Genomic DNA, 15,742 nt, shown 5'->3' on the forward strand with positions numbered 1-15,742 from the left:
GCCCCGGCCCTCAGGCGCCGGAAGGACGCTCGCTGCGCGAGGAGGTGCCGCGGCTGCCCAGGTGCTGGCTCACGCGGTCGGCACGGTCGCCGACGGCGGCCACCGCCTCCTTCACCCGCTTTTCGCTCACGTTGAAGTAGCGGGCCCAGACACAGAGTTCGTATTCCTGCTTGACGTCGATGCGGTCGCGGCTGGTGGCCTCGGGCCGGTTCTGTGCGAACAACATGCGTGTGCTCCCTGCAATTCAAAAGACTGACGCGATGCTAGGGAGCCGGGCGCGGCCCCGGTGTAGGACGCCGTGCCGCCGAGGCTCAGACGCGTTCCAGGATCATCGCGATGCCTTGCCCGACGCCGATGCACATGGTGCACAGGGCATAGCGGCCGCCGCTGCGATGCAGCTGGTTGACGGCGGTGGTCGCCAGCCGCGCGCCGGATGCGCCCAGGGGGTGGCCCAGGGCGATGGCGCCGCCGTTCGGGTTGACGCGCGCGTCGTCGTCGGCCAGGCCGAGCAGGCGCAGCACCGCCAGGCCCTGCGCGGCGAAGGCTTCGTTCAGCTCGATCACGTCGATCTGTTCGAGCCTGAGGTCGGTCTGCGCCAGCACCTTCTGGGTGGCGGGTGCGGGGCCTATGCCCATGACGCGCGGCGCCACGCCGGCCGTGGCCATGCCGACGATGCGGGCGCGCGGCGTCAGGCCGTGCCGGGCCGCGCTGGATTCATCGGCCAGCAGCAGCGCGCAGGCCCCGTCGTTCACGCCGCTGGCGTTGCCGGCGGTGACGCTGCCCTCGGGCCTGACCACGCCCTTGAGTTTGGCCAGCGTCTCCAGGCTGGTCTCGCGCGGGTGCTCGTCCCTGGCCACCACCAGGGGCTCGCCCTTCTTCTGAGGGATGGTCACGGGCGTGATCTCGGCATCGAAGAACCCCGCCTTCTGCGCGGCCACCGCCTTCATCTGCGAGGCCAGCGCCATGCGGTCCTGGGCCTCCCGCCCGATCCCGTGGTCTACCGCCACGTTCTCCGCGGTCTCCGGCATGGAGTCCACGCCGTAGCGTTCCTTCATCAGCCGGTTGACGAAGCGCCAGCCGATGGTGGTGTCGTACACGGTGTTGCTGCGCGAGAAGGCGCTCTCGGCCTTGGGCATGACGAAGGGTGCGCGGCTCATGCTCTCGACGCCGCCTGCGATCATCAGGCCGGCCTCGCCGGCCTTGATGGCGCGCGCGGCCGAGCCCACCGCATCCAGCCCCGAGCCGCACAGGCGGTTGATGGTGGCGCCCGGCACGTCGATGGGCAGGCCGGCCAGCAGCGCCGCCATGCGCGCCACGTTGCGGTTGTCCTCGCCGGCCTGGTTGGCGCAGCCGTACAGCACGTCGGCCACGGCCTGCCAGTCGACCCTGGCGTTGCGCTCCATCAGGGCCTTGATCGGGATGGCCGCCAGGTCGTCGGTGCGCACCGAGGACAGGGCGCCGCCGTAGCGGCCGAAGGGGGTGCGGATGGCGTCGCAGATGAAGGCTTGGCGGGTCATGTCGAAGTCTCCCAGGCAGTCAACCCGCCCTGATGGGCAGGCCGACCAGTCGTTCCAGTTCGGTGCGCGACAGGCCGTCCACGCAATCGATGAGCTGCAGGCCGGCCGGCGAGCAGGCAAGCGTAGCAAGGTCCGTGTAGATGCGCTTGACGCAGGCCACCCCGGTCAGCGGGTAGGTGCAGCGCTGCACGACCTTGCTGGCGCCCTGCTTGGTCAGCAGGTCCATCATCACCCAGGTCTGGCGCGCGCCTACGGCCAGGTCCATGGCACCGCCCACCGCCGGGATGGCGCCGGGCTCGCCGGTGTGCCAGTTGGCCAGGTCGCCGCCGGCCGAGACCTGGAAGGCGCCCAGCACGCAGATGTCCAGGTGGCCGCCGCGCATCATGGCGAAGCTGTCGGCATGGTGGAAGTAGGCGCCGCCCGGCAGCAGCGTCACCGGCTGCTTGCCGGCGTTGATGAGGTCGTAGTCCTCCTGGCCCGCGGCCGGCGCCGGGCCCATGCCCAGGATGCCGTTCTCGCTGTGCAGGACGACCTCGCTGCCTTCCGGCAGGTGGTTGGCCACCAGCGTGGGCATGCCTATGCCCAGGTTGACGACCGCGCCGTCGTGGATGTCCTGCGCCACGCGGCGCGCCAACTGGTCCTTGCTGCGTCGTTGCCAGCTCATCTCAGTCCGCCCGCTTGATGAAGCCGCCGGCCTGGGTGCGGGTGCGCGGGATGCGCACCACCTGGCTGACGAAGATGCCGGGCGTGACCACGGCCTCGGGGTCCAGCGCGCCGAGCTCGACGATCTCGTGCACCGTCGCCACGGTGCGCCGGGCGGCCATGGCCATCACCGGACCGAAGTTGCGCGCCGCCTTGCGGTAGGTCAGGTTGCCCCAGCGGTCGCCGCGCTCGGCCTTGATCAGGGCCAGGTCGGCATGGATGGGGTATTCCAGCACGTGCATGCGGCCGTCGATCTCGCGCACCTCCTTGCCCTGCGCCAGCGGCGTGCCGTAGCCGGTGGGCGTGAAGAAGCCGCCGATGCCGGCCCCGGCGGCGCGGATGCGTTCGGCCAGGTTGCCCTGGGGCACCAGTTCCAGCTCGATCCTGCCGTCGCGGTAGAGGGCGTCGAAGACGTGGCTGTCGGCCTGCCGGGGGAAGCTGCAGATGATCTTGCGCACCCGGCCGGCCTTGAGCAGCGCGGCCAGGCCGGTGTCGCCGTTGCCTGCGTTGTTGTTGACCACGGTGAGGTCGCGCGCGCCTTGCGCGAGCAGGCCGTCGATCAGCTCGCCCGGGATGCCCGCGGTGCCGAAGCCGCCGATCATCACCGTCGCGCCGTCGCGCGTGCCGGCCAGCGCCTGCCCGATCGAGGGTGCGATCTTGTCGATCATGTGCTTGCCGGGTCAGGCCGTCTGGGGTTGCGGCCACAGGTACTGCACCGCCAGCACGGCCATCACCAGCGCGATCCCCACCAGGTCGGCCATCCTCGTCGGATAGGCCAGCGCGAAACCGGCCACGATCAGCAGCGTGCGTTCGATGCGGCTGGCGCGGCGCAGGGCCCAGCCCTGGAAGCCGGCGGCCAGCGCCGCGATGCCGATCGCCGCCGTCACGGTGACCTCGGCGATCAGCCACCAGTCGGCGGTGGCGAGTGCCTTCGTCGAGCCCATCAGCAGCAGCCCGTAGCCAGCAGGATCCAGCACGAACATGAAGGGCAGCAGAAAAGCCGGCACCGTGTACTTCCAGCACTGCAGCGTGGTCCTGTACGGGTCGCCTCCGGTGATGGCGGCTGCGGCGAAGGGCGACAGCGCGGTCGGCGGCGACACCTCCGACAGGACGGCGTAGTAGAAGATGAACATGTGCGCCGCGTACTCCGGCACGCCCAGCTTGATCAGCGCGGGCGCGGCGATCACGGCACAGATGATGTACGAGGCGGTGACCGGCACCGCCAGGCCGACGATCCACACCACCAGTGCGGTGAAGACGGCGGTGAGCAGCAGCGAGCCGCCGGCGTAGTCGATCACGATGGAGCTGAACTTCAGGCCCAGGCCGGTCAACGTGACCACGCCGACGATGATGCCGGCGCCGGCGCAGGTGGCCGCCACGTTCAGCACGCCGATGGAGCCGCCCTCCAGCGCCTTGACCAGAGGCGAGCGGGCCAGCTTGCGGCCGGTGCCGCCGCCGCGGAAGATGTCGTACGGGATCAGTGCCGTGTCGCGCCGCACGAAGCTGGTGGCCAGCGACACCACCGTCGCCCAGAACACCGACATCACGGGCGAGAAACCCCACAGCATGAAGACCACGATGGAGATCAGCGACAGGAAGTGGAACCAGTACTTGCGCGTGAGGTTCCAGACCGAGTCGACCTGCTCGAACACGGCCTCGTGCATGCCGTACTTGCGCGCATCGATCTCCACCATCAGGAACAGCGCGAAGTAGAAGAGGACGGTGGGAATCACCGCCATCAGCAGCACGTCGAGATAGGAGATCTTGAGGAACTCGGCGATCAGGAAGGCCGCCGCCCCCAGCACGGGCGGCGAGATGATGGCGCCCAGGCCGCCGGCGGACAGCAGTCCCCCGGCCGCGTTTTTCTCGTAGCCGACCTTCTGCAGCATCGGATACGCGACGGAGCCGAGCGTCACGGTAGTGGCCACGCCGGACCCGGAGGGACCGCCCAGCAGGAAGGAGGCCAGCACCACCGTGCGCCCGGCGCCCGTGGGCTTGCCGCCCATCGCGGAGAAGGAGAAGTCCAGGTAGAACTTCCCGGCGCCGGAGTACTGCAGGAAGGCGCCGAAGATGGTGAACAGGATGATGAGGGTGGACGACACGTCCAGCGCCACGCCGAAGATGCCCTCCAGCGTCATGTACATCACCCCGATCAGGCGGCCGACTTCGTAGCCCTTGTGCGTCCAGGGCGCAGGCAGCCACGGCCCCCCCAGCGCGTAGGCCAGGAAGGCGGCGCAGATGATGGGCATGATCCAGCCGGAGGTGCGGCGCATCGCCTCCAGCACCAGCACGATCAGGATCACGCCGAAGAAGATGTCCCAGGGCAGCGGGGTCGTGTTGCGGTCGGTGAGATCGTCGCCGCCCTGGATCAGGTAATAGGCGACCGCGATCGAAGCGAGCGCGGCGATCCAGTCCCACCACATGATGCGGTGGCGGAAGCGCCGCGCGACGGGGAACACCAGGAAGCACAGGAACAGCACGAAAGCCAGGTGCGTGGCGCGCAGCGTCTGCGCGGGCACGATCGTGTACGCGGAATACAGGTGGTATGCCGACATGGCGACGGCCACCAGCGTGACGAAGGCGGCCAGCCAGCCCTTGAGCCTGTTGGCCGCGCCCTCCTCCTGCTCGATGTAATCCTCGGCCTTGCGCAGCGCCGCCGCGTCGATGTCGGCGCTGAGCTGGGCCCGCTCTGCCTGGTGCTGGTGTTCCGTCATGCGGTCAGTTCAGCTTGATGCCTTTTTCCGCGAAGTACTTGACCGCGCCCGGATGCCACGGGATCGGCGAGGCTTCCTTCTTCTGGTTCTCGTACTTGAAGTTCTCGGCTTCCTTGTGCACCGCCACCATGTCCGCCTTCTTGTCGAAGATGGTCTTGACGATGTTGTAGGCGGTCTTCTCGTCCATGTTCTGGTGCGCGACCAGGATGTTCATGACGGTGGCCTGCTTGTTGTCGCCGTCCATGCCCTTGTAGACGTCCTTGGGGATGGTGTCCTGCACGTACAGGTTGCCGTATTTCTTGTTCATGGCGGGAACCAGCTCGGCGTGGTCGATCATCTTGAGCTTGGTGCCGGGCGTGTTGGCCAGGTCGGACACCGCCGCCGTCGGCAGGCCGCCGACCCAGAAGAAGGCGTCGATCTTGCCGTCCTTCAGCGCGTTGACGGACTCGGCGACCGAGAGGCGCTCGCGCTTCATGTCCTTGTCCTTGTCCAGGCCGGCGGCCTCGATCAGGCGGAAGGCCATGACTTCGGTCGCGCTGCCGGGGGAGCCGGTGGACACCCGCTTGCCTTTGAGGTCGCCGAACTTGTTGACGCCCTTGCCCTCGATGCTGACCAGGTGCATGCGGTTGGGGTACAGCACCATCAGCGTGCTCACCGGCACCTTGTTGCCCTTGAACTTGTCCTCGCCTTGCAGCGCGTCCAGCGCGGCGTCGCTCATCGAGAAGCCGACGTAGGGCTTGCCGCTGCCGATCAGCTTGAGGTTGTCGACCGAGCCGCCGGTCACTTCGGCCGTGGCCTGCATGCCGGGCACGTGCTTGGACAGCACGGCCGCCAGGCCGCCGCCCATGGGGTAGTACACGCCGCCGGTGCCGCCGGTGGCGATCGAGATGTTCTGCGCCTGGACGGCGAACGCCAGGCCGAGACCGGCGAGCAGACCGAGGAACACGGTTCTGATGGGCTTCATGGTTGTCTCCGAATAAGAAAGTTCCCTGGGCCCGGAAGAGGCGGGCGGGGGCCGGCCCATTCTGGCAGCGGGGGTCCCCGCGGTCTCTACAGACTTTCCAGCAGTCCGCAGGAGCGGCCGGGCCGGCGTGCTAACCTGAAACCATGTTCAGCCCGTCCCAGGAAGACGTGCGCCGCTTCTTCTGCGGCGTGCATGCCAAGGCCCGCGCCGGCCAGCCGCTGGATGCTCTTGAGACGTTGGCCAGCCAGTGGCTGCTGGAGCACCCCGAGTACGACCCCGACCTGGCCGACGCCGAGGCAGCCGTGGCCCGCGTGTATGACGGGAGCCAGAGCCAGGCCAATCCCTTCCTGCATCTGTCCATGCACCTGTCGATCAGCGAGCAGTGCTCCATCGACCAGCCGCGCGGCATCCGCCAGGCCGTCGAGCTGCTGGCCGCGCGCCGCAACTCCCTGCACGACGCGCACCACGAGGCCATGGAATGCCTGGGCCAGATGCTGTGGGAAAGCCAGCGCGCCGGCCGGCCGCCCGACGGTCAGGCCTACATCGCCTGCGTGCAGCGCCGGGCCACGAAATGAACCCACCAAGGACAAGGCCCGCTTGAGCGGGCCTTGTTTTCACTTCCGTCCGAAGGACGTTATCGGAACTTGTCTTCCGGCTGCGTCCTCAGCTCGCCGTCCAGCGAGCCGATGTAGTTGGCCAGGGCCTTGAGCTCGGCGTTGCTGAACTGCTTGGAGATGGCGCCCATGACGCCGTTGTTGCGGCCCAGGACCGGGTTGTTCTCGGTCTTGTACGACTTGAGCGCGACGAACAGGTAATCCGCATGCTGGCCCGCGATCTTGGGATAGGTCGGATCGATGGGCTTGGAGTAGTTGGCGCCGTGGCAGGAGGCGCAGGCCGCCTTCTGCAGCAGCGCGGCGACTTGGGCGTTGGGCTGCGGCACCGCCGCGTCCACGGGCTTGGCGCCCTGGCGCTCGTAGTAGGCGGCGATCTCGCCCATCTCCTGCTCGGACAGGATGTTGCCGATGCTGCGCATGGTCGGGTGCTTGCGGTCGCCGGTCTTGTAGGCATTGAGCGCGGCCACGATGTACTTGGCGCTCTGGCCCGAGATCATGGGCACCTTGTAGACCTCGGGGAAGCTGGCCTGGTAGCCCTGGATGCCGTGGCAGCCGATGCACTGGGCGACCTTGGCCTCGATCGACTGGGCGCCCCCGCCGGAAGGACCCGACTGCGTGGCCCCCGGCGCCTGGGTGGAGGCCGCAGGCGCCTGCGCGTACACGGTCGCTGAGGCGACAAGCAGGGCGAACAACGAGGCGAACAGCTTGGTCATTTTTGCGAGCACAATCGTCAAATCAACCTGCGATTATATGGCTCGTCATTCGGCGTGCCGCCTCCCGTACCGCCCATGAAATTCCAAGGCTCCCAGAACTACGTCGCCACCCAGGACCTGATGCTGGCCGTCAACGCGGCCATCACGCTCAAGCGGCCGCTGCTGGTCAAGGGCGAGCCCGGCACCGGCAAGACCATGCTGGCCGAGGAGGTGGCGCAGGCGCTGGGCATGCCGCTGCTGCAGTGGCACATCAAGTCCACCACCAAGGCGCAACAGGGCCTGTACGAGTACGACGCGGTGAGCCGGCTGCGCGACAGCCAGCTGGGCGACGAGAAGGTCAAGGACATCCACAACTACATCGTCAAGGGCGTGCTGTGGCAGGCCTTCACCGCGGAGCAGCCGGTGGCGCTGCTGATCGACGAGATCGACAAGGCCGACATCGAATTCCCCAACGACCTGCTGCGCGAGCTCGACCGCATGGAGTTCTACGTCTACGAGACGCGCGAACTGGTCAAGGCCCGGCACCGGCCGCTGGTGTTCATCACCTCCAACAACGAGAAGGAGCTGCCCGACGCCTTCCTGCGCCGCTGCTTCTTCCACTACATCAAGTTCCCCGATGCCGACACCATGCGGCGGATCGTCGACGTGCACTTCCCCGGCCTGAAGAAGGAGCTGCTCGCCGCGGCGATGAAGACCTTCTACGACGTGCGCAACCTGCCCGGCCTGAAGAAGAAGCCCTCCACCAGCGAGCTGCTGGACTGGCTCAAGCTGCTGGTGGCCGAGGACATCCCGCTGGAGGCGCTGCAAAGCAAGGAGGACAAGGTCGCCGTGCCGCCGCTGGTGGGCGCCCTGCTGAAGAACGAGCAGGACGTGACCCTGTTCGAGAAGCTGGTGTTCATGCAGCGGCACAACCGCTGAAGGACGTGCCATGAACCCGCTGCTGCTGGAGGGCCTGAGCGACGCCGTCGGCTTCGTGGCCGGCGTGCTGCTCGCCTGGGGGCTGGGGCGCCTGCTCGGCTTCGACCCGCTGGCCGAGGGCTATGGCGGCAGTGCCATCGGCGGCATCCTGCTGGCCGGCCTGGGCGGCGGGCTGGGGCTGCAGCTGGCGCGGCGCTGGCGCAAGTCGCGGCGACAGAAGGACTCGTGATGCGCACGCCCGAGCCCGTCACCCTGGCCGGGCCGCAGCTGCGGCTGGAGCCCCTGGCCACCGCACACGCGGCCGCCCTGGAAGCGGCGGCCCGCGACGGCGAGCTGTGGAAGCTGCGCGTCACCTCGGTGCCTGCGCCGGGTGAGACGGCCGCCTACATCGCCGCGGCCCTGCAGGGCCAGCGCGACGGCCACATGCTGCCCTTCGTGGTGGTGGACACGGCCAGCGGCCAGGTGATCGGCAGCACCCGCTACCACGACATCGTGCCGGCGGTCGAGCGGCTGGAGATCGGCTACACCTGGTACGCCCGCCGCTTCCAGCGCACCCACGTCAACACCACCGCCAAGCTGCTGCTGCTGACCCATGCCTTCGAGGCTCTGGGCGCCCGGCTGGTGGGTTGGCGCACCGACAACTACAACTTCGCCAGCCAGCGCGCCATCGAGCGGCTGGGCGCGCGGAAGGACGGCGTGCTGCGGCACCACGCGCTGCGGCGCGACGGCACGGTGCGTGATACCGTGATGTACAGCCTGGCCGCGGGCGAATGGCCCGAGGTGAAGGCCCACCTGCACGACCAGCTGAGCAAGCCCAGGGAGGCCTGACATGCTCATCGACTTCTTCTACACCCTGCGCGCCGCCCGCCTGCCGGTCTCGGTCAAGGAATACCTCACGCTGCTGGAGGCGGTGCGGCAGGGCGTGGTCGGCCCCCTGAGCGACGACGGCGGCTGGGCCATCGACGACTTCTACTATCTCGCGCGCACCGCCCTGGTCAAGGACGAGAAGCACTACGACAAATTCGACCGCGCTTTCGCCGCCTACTTCAAGGGCGTGGAGACGGTCGCCGACTTCAGCCGGGACGTGCCGCTGGAGTGGCTGCGCAAGAACCTGGAGCTGGAGCTCTCGCCCGAGGAGAGGGCCAGGATCGAGAAGATGGGCTGGGACGAGCTGATGGAGACCCTGAAGAAGCGCTTCGAGGAGCAGAAGGAGCGGCACGAGGGCGGCAGCAAGATGATTGGCACGGGCGGCACCTCGCCGTTCGGCGCCTACGGCTACAACCCGCAGGGCATCCGCATCGGCCAGGACAAGGGCCGCAACAGGAGCGCGGTGAAGGTCTGGGACCAGCGCGCCTACAAGGACTACGACGACAGCCAGGAGCTGGGCACGCGCAACATCAAGGTCGCGCTGCGCAGGCTGCGCAAGTTCGCGCGCGAGGGCGCGGAGGAAGAACTCGACCTGGACGACACCATCCGCTCCACCGCGGCCAACGCCGGCTGGCTGGACATCAAGATGGTGCCCGAGCGCCACAACAACGTGAAGGTGCTGCTGCTGATGGACGTGGGCGGCACCATGGACGAGCACATCCACCGCGTGGAGGAGCTGTTCTCGGCGGCCAAGGCCGAGTTCAAGCACCTGGAGTTCTACTACTTCCACAACTGCGTCTACGACTTCATGTGGAAGAACAACCGGCGCCGCTTCTCGGAGAAGTTCCCGACCTGGGACATCATCCGCAAGTACAACAAGGACTACAAGCTGGTGTTCGTGGGGGACGCGACCATGAGCCCCTACGAGATCCTGCAGCCCGGCGGCAGCGTGGAGTACAACAACGAGGAGGCCGGCGCCGAGTGGCTGCAGCGCCTGACCCACGCCTTCCCCAAATTCGCCTGGATCAACCCCGAGCCCCAGGGCGTGTGGCAGTACCGCCAGAGCATCAGCGTGGTCCAGCAGCTGATGAACCAGCGCATGTACCCGCTGACGCTCAAGGGGCTGGAAGAGGCGATGCGGCTGCTGTCCAAGTGAGATGACGCGCCATAATGGCGCCCTCGCCGCCGTAGTTCAATGGATAGAACGAGCGCCTCCTAAGCGCTAGATACAGGTTCGATTCCTGTCGGGGGCGCCCTGCCGGGGTGTCAGAACCGGTAGGACAGACCCACCCGGATGACCGGGAATGCCTTGAAGTCCCTGGCATCCTCGCGCAGCGCCTGGTTTTCGGCCTCCACGTCGTTCGCTAGGCGGGCGCACACCTCGGCGCTCGCGGTGCAGCCGCTGCTGGCCAGGTTGGTGCGGGGACTGCCATGCAGGATCACCCCCACGTCGGTCGAGAAGCTCCAGCCTTTGCCAGCGGCCAGCGGGTTGCCCCAGCCGATGCCCAGGTACGGAGCGAGCGTGCGGAATTTCACCGAACCTTCCACCGTGCCGACGGTCGCGGCGTCGTAGACGTTGTTGTTGAACGTGAAGGTGCCGCCGGCCGGGCGCGCCGCGACCTCGGCCTTGTTGCCGTTGTGCACCAGACCGCCGCTCAGGCGGAACGATCCTCCTGCCGGAAAGTAGTCCAGCAGCGCCTCCACCGTCATCAGCCTGAGCTTCAGGTCGTACTCCACGTCGGACACGGCGCGGTTGGTCGAATAGTTCAGCGCGTTGACGCCGAAGCGGGCATTGAGGCCGGATTGCACCCGCACGCTGGCATGCAGACCGGCACCGGTGGTTCCGCCGCTGGCGGTAAGCGCAACCTGCGCATGCGATGCGGCGGCACCCAGCAGCAGCAACGCCGCAAGACTGTGTTTGCAGTTCATGGATTGAAAGCAGGAATGGAGACGGAAAAAGTCTAGCTCTGCCTTTTCCTCCCACCTTAGTACACATGCCTAGCGTTGCCACGCACCAACAAGGAGGCCTCTGAGTGGAAGGCGGCCGCTCAGGACGCCTCGACCACCAGCGTGACGAAGCGGCTGTCCCAGGTGTCCGGCCGCTCGCCCGAGGGCAACAGTTCGGTGCCGCGCAGCAGCCACTGGCCACCAAAGGGCAGCACCCAACCGACCCGGCCCTGGTCGTCGGTGCGGCCCCAGAGGCCGAAAGCGCTGCGCTGGCTGACCAGCTCGACGGGCAGGCCCGCCAGGGGCTTGCCGTCACGCAGCAGCTGGAACTCCGTGCGGCGGCGGGCCGCCACGGGCTGGTCGCCCAGCACCACCAGTTCCAGGCCCAGCCCGGCCGGCTGGCGGGCTTGGCGCAGGCGCTCCGGCGCCGCCTGAGCGGCGGCCGGCAGCTCGACGCGGGCGAACTTGCGGTAGCGCTCGCGCCACCGCACGCCACGGGCCAGTTGCGCGGCCCAGGCCTGGCGCAGCTGCGGCGCCAGCCGGATCTCGTCGAAGTACAGCTGCACGGTGGCAGGCTCGATCTCCACGTCCACCGCGGCCAGCTCCAGCCAGCAGCCCAAGGGCGGCCGCCCGTCCGCCGCCAGTGCCGCGAGCTCCAGCCACTGGGGCTGGTCGCGCCAGGGTTGCAGGGGAAGATCGACCAGGCCATCGGAGCAGCGCGCGGCGACCACGCTCTCGCGGCTCTGGCTGAACTCCGGCACCGGGTAGCGGTTGCCGGTGGTTAGCTGGAGCAGCTGCCGCCCGGCTGGCGGGACGGAGCGTGACGGCGTGAGCCAACTGTCGTGGCCCCAGCTCGCGGTAGCCAGCAGGGCCAGGAGCGTGGCTGCGCACCAGCGCTGCCAAGCCATGAACGGCGATCCTGTCACCTGTTTAGTCAGCGGAAGTAGGCGAGGTAGTGCGCCAGGTCGGCCAGCTGCTCGTCCTTCAGCCCGTACAAGGACGCCGCCATGATGGTGTCGCGGCCCGGGCCGGGCCGGTCGCGGAACTCCTTCATCGACTGCAGCAGGAAGACCTCGTGCTGGCCGGCCAGCCGCGGGATCTGCTCACGCCCCGCATAGTCGGGCAGGTGGCAGCTGCCGCACAGCATCTTGCCGGCCAACTGCTGGCCGCGCTGCCACTTCGTCGGGTCCACCGGGCCGGTGGATGCGGCCACCGGCTTCTGCGCGGCGAAGTAGCCGGCCAGCGCCACGATCTCCGGATCCTTCATGCCGTCGAGCAGGCCCTTCATCTGCGGGATGTCGCGCAGCCCCTCCCGGATCAGCACCAGCTGGTTCTCCAGGAACAGCTTGGGCTGGCCGGCCAGCGACGGCGTGGCCGGGATCTGAGAGTTGCCCTGCGGGCCGTGGCAGGCCATGCAGGCGGCCGCCTGCGGCGGTGCGGCCGGCTGCTGGCCCTGGGCCAGGCCGGTGCCCAGCCACAGCAGGGCCGCCGCGGCCGCCTGCCAGGGGCGAGGCCTGCGCCGCTCAGGAACGGGCATAGCTGATGCGGTAGATCGCGCCCATCTGCTCGTCCGACAGCAGCATGGAACCGTCGGGCATCTGCAGCATGTAGACCGGCCGGCCGGAGAAGCTGTCGTTGCGCTCGTCCAGGAAGCCGGTGACGAAGGGCGTCACGCTGGCCTTGCCGCCGCCGGCGTCGGGGCGCACCACCACCACGTCGTAGCCGAACTTCTTGCTGCGGTTCCAGGAGCCCTTGCGCGCCACGAACATGGCGTTGCGGTACTCGGCCGGGAACATGCTGCCGGTGTAGAAGTGCACGCCCATCGCGGCGGCATGCGGCCCCATGGTGGCCACCGGCAGGGTGACGCCGTCGCAGGCCCGCTCGCGCTTGATGTCGCGGTCCACCACGCCATTGGCATGGCAGTACGGGAAGCCGAAGTTCATGCCGGCGCGCGGCATGCGGTTGAGCTCGTCCTCCGGCATGTCGTCGCCCATCCAGTCGCGGCCATGGTCGGTGAACCACATCTCCTTGGTGACGGGGTGCCAGTCGAAGCCCTGGGTGTTGCGCACGCCGCGCGCGATGACCTCCATGTTGGAGCCGTCGGCGTTGTAGCGGCGGATCTGGGCGTAGGGCTCGCCGGGCTGGCAGATGTTGCAGGGCGCGCCGAAAGGCACGTAAAGCTTGCCGTCCGGGCCGAAGGCGATGTACTTCCAGTTGTGGTGCTGCTCGGGCGGCAGGTTGAAGCGCGCCGTCAGGTCGACCGGCTGGACGGCCGGGTTCTTGTCGATGCCGTCGTAGCGCAGCACCTTGTCGATGGCCATCACGTACAGCGCGCCCTGGTGGTAGGTGACGGCGGGCTGCTGCAGCTTGTCGACCAGCACGCGGCTGGTGCGCTCGCTGCCGTTGTCGGTGATCTCGTAGACGCGGCCGATGCCGCGCGTGCCGGCGTAGATCTTGCCGCTCTCGGTGCGCGACATGGCGCGGACGCCGGGCATGCCATGTGCCCACAGTTCGACCTTGAACCCGGGCGGCAGCTTGAGGTTCTGCAGCGCGATCTCGCCGGGCGGCGTGGCGGTCAGCTTGCCGGCCAGCGGCGCCAGGCGCGAGGCGGCCATGTCCTGGCTGCGGCCCTGCTGCCAGGCCGGCACGCCGGCGGGCACGGGCGCCGCGGCGGCGCTGACCGTGGGCGCGGGCGGAGGATTCTGGGCGCAGCCGGCGGCGAGCAGGACGAAGGACAGCAAGGTCAGGTGTTTTTTCATCGTTGGTCTCCTGAGGGTGGGGCGCCATGCTACGGGCAAGGCCGAGTGCGCTCCTGCAGGGCTTTCCCGAAGCGTCATACGCCAGTCACGCACCATCAATACCGTCCTACAGCGACGTAGGCCTTCACCGTCTAAGCTGATAGCAAACAGGGGAGCGCTTCCATGGCTACAACCGACTACCGCATCGAAAGCAACCAGCCGCTGAGCGGCGGCCTGCTGCCGGCCGGCAGGGGCCACTACCTGGTGCGCGACCGGGGCCTGGCGGTCGCGCTGGCCGCCAAGGCCGCCCGCGGCCCGGCCACCCAGGAGGTGCGCGTGGTGCACGTGCCCACGGGCGAGATCGTGTTCCGCAAGACCGCCGAGCGTGCCGCCGCCGACGGGCTGGATGCCTAGGACCGACGGCGCAGCGTGCGGCTCAGCAGCATCACCGGGATCAGGCCGGCCAGCACCAGGGCCAGCGAGGGCAGCGCCGCCTCGCCCAGCCGCTCGTCGCGGGCCAGCTGGTAGGCCACCACGGCCAGGGTGTCGGTGTTGAATGGCCGCAGCACCATGGTGGCCGGCAGTTCCTTCATCACGTCCACGAACACCAGCAGCGCCGCCGCGGCGGCCGAGCGCCGCAGCAGGGGCCAGTGCACCCGCGCCAGCAGCCCCAGGCCGGCGGTGCCCAGCATGCGCGCCGAGTCGTCCAAGTTGCCCGGGATGCGCGCGTAGCCGCTCTGCACCGACTGCAGCGCCACCGACATGAAGCGCACCAGGTAGGCCCAGACCACGCCCAGCACCGTGCCGGTGACCCAGAACACGGTGGGACTGCCCGGTGCCGCCTGCTGCAGCCAGCCCACCGGCAGCAGCAGGCCCACCACGATCACCGCCCCGGGAACGGCGTAGCCCAGCCCAGCCAGCCGCACCACGCCGCGCGTAAGCGTGCCGCCGCCGCTGCGCAGGCTGAAGGACAGCAGCAGGGCCAGCACCACCGCCAGAGCGGCGCTGAGGACGCCCAGGCGGATGCTGTTGAAGGCCCATTGCAGGAAACGGTCCCAGGGCAGCACCGACCAGTCCGCCGCCAGGGGCCGCAGCATGAAGCCCACCGGCAGTAAAAAGCCCAGCAGCACGGGCAGCGCGCACACGGTCCAGGCCGCGGCGGCACGCCTCCCGCGCAGCCGCACCGGCTGCGCCTCGGCCGAGCCGGCACGGCCGCCGCGCGCGGCGGCAAAGCGCAACCGCTGCTGCGCCCGGTGCTCCAGCGCCAGCAGCAGCGCCACCACGGCCAGCAGCGTGGTGGCCAGCTGCGCCGCGGCGATGCGGTTGTCCATGGCCAGCCAGGCCTTGTAGATGCCGGTGGTGAAGGTCTGGATGCCGAAGTAGCTGGACACGCCGAAGTCGGCCAGCGTCTCCATCAGCGCCAGCGCGACGCCCGCCGCCACCGCCGGGCGCGCCAGCGGCAGCGCCACGCTGGCGATGCGCCGCGCCAGCGGGGCGCCCAGCAGGCGGGCCGCCTCCATCAGGTGGGTGGCGCGCTCGCCCAGCGCGGCGCGGGCCAGCAGGTAGACATAGGGATAGAGCGAGAACACGAACACCAGCGCCGCGCCGGGCACGCTGCGCACCTCGGGGATGACGCGGCCCTCCAGGCCGAAGGCGGTGCGCAGCCCCGACTGCAGCGGGCCGCTGAACTGCAGGAAGTCGGTGTACGCATAGGCGACCACGTAGGCCGGCATGGCCAGCGGCAGCAGCAAGGCCCATTCGAACGCGCGGCGGCCGGGGAAGTCGAACAGGGTGACCGCCGCCGCCGTGCCCATGCCCACCAGCGCCACGCCGGCGGCGACGGCCAGGCACAGCACCAGGCTGGTGACCGCGTAGTCCGGCAGCACCGTGGCCGCCATCTCGCGCAGGATCGAGGCGCTGGGCCCATCCCACTGCAGCCAGGCCGCCAGCACGCCCGCCACCGGCAGCACCAGCAGCAGGCCGAGCAGCAGCAGCAGCAGGTCATGGAGCCGGCGCATGAAAGATGGTGGAGTGTCGATGCAAATGAG

The 15,742-nt window shown here is 69.0% G+C and carries 18 protein-coding genes and 1 tRNA gene; 7 read left to right on the forward strand and 12 right to left on the reverse strand.

Annotated elements, in window-relative coordinates:
- Nucleotides 1-10: 10 nt before the first annotated feature.
- The 6 genes from RTA_RS17325 to RTA_RS17350 form a co-directional block, all read right to left on the reverse strand.
- A complete protein-coding gene (locus RTA_RS17325) occupies nucleotides 11-226 on the reverse strand; it encodes a DUF3606 domain-containing protein (protein ID WP_013902731.1) in 216 nt (71 codons plus the stop codon).
- 85 nt (nucleotides 227-311) lie between these two features.
- Nucleotides 312-1,517: a 3-oxoadipyl-CoA thiolase gene (pcaF, locus tag RTA_RS17330; RefSeq protein WP_013902732.1), complete on the reverse strand. Its 1,206-nt coding sequence runs from the start codon at nucleotides 1,515-1,517 to the stop codon at nucleotides 312-314.
- A 19-nt stretch (nucleotides 1,518-1,536) separates the two neighbouring features.
- Nucleotides 1,537-2,181, reverse strand: coding sequence for a 3-oxoacid CoA-transferase subunit B (locus RTA_RS17335; protein WP_013902733.1), 645 nt, complete (start codon nucleotides 2,179-2,181; stop codon nucleotides 1,537-1,539).
- Between the two features lies 1 nt (nucleotide 2,182).
- Nucleotides 2,183-2,887 (reverse strand): 3-oxoacid CoA-transferase subunit A, encoded by a 705-nt coding sequence (locus RTA_RS17340; RefSeq protein ID WP_013902734.1) that lies wholly within the window; start codon nucleotides 2,885-2,887, stop codon nucleotides 2,183-2,185.
- Nucleotides 2,888-2,899: 12 nt separating this feature from the next.
- Entirely contained in the window at nucleotides 2,900-4,933 is a 2,034-nt protein-coding gene (locus tag RTA_RS17345; protein ID WP_013902735.1) for a TRAP transporter permease, read from the reverse strand.
- A gap of 4 nt (nucleotides 4,934-4,937) precedes the next feature.
- Complete coding sequence (locus RTA_RS17350) at nucleotides 4,938-5,897, reverse strand: TAXI family TRAP transporter solute-binding subunit (RefSeq protein WP_013902736.1); 960 nt, start codon at nucleotides 5,895-5,897, stop codon at nucleotides 4,938-4,940.
- A 143-nt stretch (nucleotides 5,898-6,040) separates the two neighbouring features.
- On the opposite strand from RTA_RS17350, the gene RTA_RS17355 reads away from it, so the two are divergent.
- Nucleotides 6,041-6,472 carry a DUF1841 family protein gene (locus tag RTA_RS17355; protein WP_041675711.1) on the forward strand — a complete coding sequence of 144 codons (432 nt, stop codon included), beginning with the start codon at nucleotides 6,041-6,043 and terminating at the stop codon, nucleotides 6,470-6,472.
- Nucleotides 6,473-6,531: 59 nt separating this feature from the next.
- Here RTA_RS17355 and RTA_RS17360 read toward each other — a convergent pair whose 3' ends face one another.
- On the reverse strand, nucleotides 6,532-7,224 hold the full coding sequence (locus tag RTA_RS17360) for a c-type cytochrome (protein WP_041675712.1): 693 nt from the start codon (nucleotides 7,222-7,224) through the stop codon (nucleotides 6,532-6,534).
- Between the two features lie 75 nt (nucleotides 7,225-7,299).
- On the opposite strand from RTA_RS17360, the gene RTA_RS17365 reads away from it, so the two are divergent.
- The 5 genes from RTA_RS17365 (at nucleotide 7,300) to RTA_RS17385 (ending at nucleotide 10,262) form a co-directional block, all read left to right on the forward strand.
- The gene (locus RTA_RS17365) at nucleotides 7,300-8,142 is read left to right on the forward strand and encodes an AAA family ATPase (RefSeq protein WP_041675713.1); all 843 of its coding nucleotides are present in this window, start codon (nucleotides 7,300-7,302) and stop codon (nucleotides 8,140-8,142) included.
- Nucleotides 8,143-8,152: 10 nt separating this feature from the next.
- The gene (locus RTA_RS17370) at nucleotides 8,153-8,371 is read left to right on the forward strand and encodes a hypothetical protein (RefSeq protein ID WP_013902740.1); all 219 of its coding nucleotides are present in this window, start codon (nucleotides 8,153-8,155) and stop codon (nucleotides 8,369-8,371) included.
- Nucleotides 8,371-8,970 (forward strand): GNAT family N-acetyltransferase, encoded by a 600-nt coding sequence (locus RTA_RS17375; protein ID WP_013902741.1) that lies wholly within the window; start codon nucleotides 8,371-8,373, stop codon nucleotides 8,968-8,970. The genes RTA_RS17370 and RTA_RS17375 overlap by 1 nt, the downstream gene beginning before the upstream one ends.
- 1 nt (nucleotide 8,971) lies before the next feature.
- Nucleotides 8,972-10,165, forward strand: a complete 1,194-nt coding sequence (locus RTA_RS17380) for a vWA domain-containing protein (protein WP_013902742.1) — start codon at nucleotides 8,972-8,974, stop codon at nucleotides 10,163-10,165.
- Between the two features lie 25 nt (nucleotides 10,166-10,190).
- Nucleotides 10,191-10,262: transfer RNA gene (locus RTA_RS17385), tRNA-Arg, on the forward strand.
- 13 nt (nucleotides 10,263-10,275) lie between these two features.
- On the opposite strand, the gene RTA_RS17390 is transcribed toward RTA_RS17385, so the two are convergent.
- The 4 genes from RTA_RS17390 to RTA_RS17405 form a co-directional block, all read right to left on the reverse strand.
- The gene (locus tag RTA_RS17390) at nucleotides 10,276-10,938 is read right to left on the reverse strand and encodes a hypothetical protein (RefSeq protein WP_081466312.1); all 663 of its coding nucleotides are present in this window, start codon (nucleotides 10,936-10,938) and stop codon (nucleotides 10,276-10,278) included.
- 119 nt (nucleotides 10,939-11,057) lie between these two features.
- The gene (locus RTA_RS17395; protein ID WP_013902744.1) at nucleotides 11,058-11,864 is read right to left on the reverse strand and encodes a DUF4198 domain-containing protein; all 807 of its coding nucleotides are present in this window, start codon (nucleotides 11,862-11,864) and stop codon (nucleotides 11,058-11,060) included.
- Between the two features lie 26 nt (nucleotides 11,865-11,890).
- Nucleotides 11,891-12,493, reverse strand: a complete 603-nt coding sequence (locus RTA_RS17400) for a c-type cytochrome (RefSeq protein ID WP_143763004.1) — start codon at nucleotides 12,491-12,493, stop codon at nucleotides 11,891-11,893.
- Nucleotides 12,480-13,715 (reverse strand): PQQ-dependent sugar dehydrogenase, encoded by a 1,236-nt coding sequence (locus RTA_RS17405; protein ID WP_013902746.1) that lies wholly within the window; start codon nucleotides 13,713-13,715, stop codon nucleotides 12,480-12,482. The genes RTA_RS17400 and RTA_RS17405 overlap by 14 nt, the downstream gene beginning before the upstream one ends.
- Nucleotides 13,716-13,877: 162 nt before the next feature.
- Here RTA_RS17405 and RTA_RS17410 point away from each other — a divergent pair, with 162 nt between their 5' ends.
- Nucleotides 13,878-14,108: a hypothetical protein gene (locus RTA_RS17410; protein WP_013902747.1), complete on the forward strand. Its 231-nt coding sequence runs from the start codon at nucleotides 13,878-13,880 to the stop codon at nucleotides 14,106-14,108.
- On the opposite strand, the gene RTA_RS17415 is transcribed toward RTA_RS17410, so the two are convergent.
- Complete coding sequence (locus RTA_RS17415) at nucleotides 14,105-15,712, reverse strand: ABC transporter permease (protein ID WP_041675714.1); 1,608 nt, start codon at nucleotides 15,710-15,712, stop codon at nucleotides 14,105-14,107. The genes RTA_RS17410 and RTA_RS17415 overlap by 4 nt on opposite strands.
- Nucleotides 15,713-15,742: the final 30 nt, after the last annotated feature.

The sequence above is a fragment of the Ramlibacter tataouinensis TTB310 genome (genome assembly GCF_000215705.1).
GTDB classification, from domain to species: domain Bacteria; phylum Pseudomonadota; class Gammaproteobacteria; order Burkholderiales; family Burkholderiaceae_C; genus Ramlibacter; species Ramlibacter tataouinensis.